The sequence below is a fragment of the Streptomyces sp. NRRL S-118 genome, from assembly GCF_000716335.1.
Classification (GTDB): domain Bacteria; phylum Actinomycetota; class Actinomycetes; order Streptomycetales; family Streptomycetaceae; genus Streptomyces.
Genome location: NZ_KL591042.1, coordinates 1 through 2,108, shown reverse-complemented (window position 1 = coordinate 2,108; position 2,108 = coordinate 1). Strand labels below are relative to the sequence as shown.

The 2,108-nt window shown below is 72.8% G+C and carries 2 protein-coding genes; one reads left to right on the top strand and one right to left on the bottom strand.

Annotated elements, in window-relative coordinates:
- Positions 1 to 69 precede the first annotated feature (69 nt).
- Complete coding sequence (locus IH00_RS0135635; RefSeq protein ID WP_031080569.1) at positions 70 to 1,140, top strand: ABC-2 transporter permease; 1,071 nt, start codon at positions 70 to 72, stop codon at positions 1,138 to 1,140.
- Positions 1,141 to 1,224: 84 nt separating this feature from the next.
- Here the strand turns inward: IH00_RS0135635 and IH00_RS0135630 are convergent, their stop codons facing one another.
- Positions 1,225 to 2,073 (bottom strand): caspase family protein, encoded by an 849-nt coding sequence (locus tag IH00_RS0135630; RefSeq protein ID WP_031080567.1) that lies wholly within the window; start codon positions 2,071 to 2,073, stop codon positions 1,225 to 1,227.
- Between the last annotated feature and the right edge of the window lie 35 nt (positions 2,074 to 2,108).

Sequence of the window (2,108 nt, the reverse complement as noted above, 5' to 3'; positions counted from 1 at the left end):
GGAACCGAGACCGCCTCCGGCTCGGCTTCCCCGCCGGGCCCGGCGGCCTGACCGGCGAGGCGCGCGCCCATGCCCGGGACGGACCAGGAACGACCCGCGCACGGCGAGCACGGCAGGCCCCCGACCCGGGCGGACCGGTGGGCGGCGTTCAAGAGGTCGCCGTTCCTCCCGGCCGCCGTGCTGGTGCTGATCCTGGCGGCGGCCGCGGCGCTGTTCGCCGGCTCGTACACGTACACCATGGCGAATCCGACGCCACGTCACCTCCCGACGGCGCTGGTCGGACCGGTCGACACCGTGCAGGGCCGGCGGTTCGTGGCGGGCATGGAGAAAGCGCTCGGCGCCTCGCTGGAGATGCGCCGGTACGCCGATGACGGGGACGCCCGCCGGGCGGTGGAGGAGCAGGAGGTCTTCGCCGTCCTGACGGTGCGGGAGCGGGGTGTCGGGCTCGACGTGGCAGGGGCGGCGGGCGCGTCCGTGGCACAGGTGCTGACGGAATCGGGGGCGGCGGTGAGCCGGGCGACGGGCGTACCGGTCCGGGTGCGCGACATCAAGCCGTCGCAGCCGGGCGACCCGCGGGGGCTCGCCCCCTTCTACATCTCGCTCGCCGCGGTGATCCTCGGCTTCGTGGGCGCCATCCAGCTGAGTGTGCACGCCCGGGCCCTGGACCCGGCCGAGCGCATCGCCTTCACCGCGGCGTACGCGCTGCTGGGCGGGTTCACCATCGCCGCCACCGTGGACTGGCTGCTGGGGGCCGTGGACCTTCCGTTCGCGGAGTCGTGGCTGATCCTGGCGCTGACGATGTTCACCTCCGGGATGGTGTTCACCATGTTCAACGCCCTGATGGGGCGGTGGGCGATGCTGCCCACCTGGGGGCTGATGGTGCTGCTGGGCAATCCGTCGTCCGGTGGAGCGGTCTCCTGGCCGCTGCTGCCCTCCGCGCTGGGGCACATCGGCCGCTGGCTGCCGCCGGGTGCCTCGGTGAACGCCCAGCACACCGCCGTGTACTTCGGCGGGCACCAGCACCTGTTCCCGTTCGCGGTGCTGGCCGGATGGGCGCTGCTGTCCTGCGGCGTCTTCTGGGTCTGGCGCCATCGCCACCCGGGCGGCCGCGACCGGGCTCCGGCGCACGCGGCGTCCTGAGGCGGCGGCCCGAGGACGGCGGCCCGAGGACGGCGGCCCGAGGACGGCGGCCCGAGGACCCGGGGCAGGCAGTTACGGCGGCGGTCACACCATGAAGGGCCGCTGCTCCAGGAACCGGTCGGAGGGCCGGCCGGCGAGGTGGAGGTTGGGGCTCTGGATGGGCGGCATGCGGCGCACGATGTCGCGGTGGAACGCCCGGTAACCGCCGCGGAACCCGCCGCCGTTCCAGACCTCCAGCAGCGTCTCGGTGAACAGGCCGTTGACGGGGCCGTCCGAGGCGAGCTGATTGTCCTGGCACGCGGCGATGAGCAGGGCGCTGGCGGCGACCTGCCCGTCCTGGTCGCGCAGTTCCCGCTGGAGCTCCTGGTAGAAGTCCTTGTCCCGCTCGTAGACCTCGTGCTGCTTCATGACGGGCATCAGGCGCGCCGTCTGCTCGATACGGGCCGGGTCCCGGGTCTGGAACTGCTGCTCCATGGCCTCGGGGGTGAGCAGCTCGCGCACCTCGATGCCGGTCCCGCTGTGGCAGCAGTCGAGGAGGGTCAGAATGCGCACGCCCTCGGCGAACCGGGCGAATTCCCGGTGCAGTTCGTCGTCGAGGAACTCCCGGTCGTAGAGCACGAGTGTCTCGTCGAGCTCGTCGGCCTCGTCGTCCGGACGGAGGGTGTTCGGCACCTGCCCGCCGTGGCCCGAGTAGGTGAGGAGGAAGATGTCGTCCGCCTTCAGCTGCCGGGCGGCCCTGCGCAGCTCGGCCGTGACGTTCTCGACGGTGCCGTCGGCGGTGAGCAGCGTCGTGTCGGAAAAGCCGGCTTCGCGGGCGGTACGGGCCATGTCGCGGGCGTCGTTCTCACAGGCGACAAGTGCTCCGTCCCAGCCGCCGTACCGCTGTGGGTCGACCGTGTTCAGTCCGACGTGCAGGGAGAGGCCGGTGGCCATGGGGGCTCCTTGAGCGGGATGCGGGCGGGGTGGGG

Bases quoted from the DNA above. Each gene is read 5' to 3' on its own strand.
- IH00_RS0135630 (WP_031080567.1), bottom strand. From the start codon at position 2,073: ATGGCCACCGGCCTCTCCCTGCACGTCGGACTGAACACGGTCGACCCA.
- IH00_RS0135635 (WP_031080569.1), top strand. From the start codon at position 70: ATGCCCGGGACGGACCAGGAACGACCCGCGCACGGCGAGCACGGCAGG.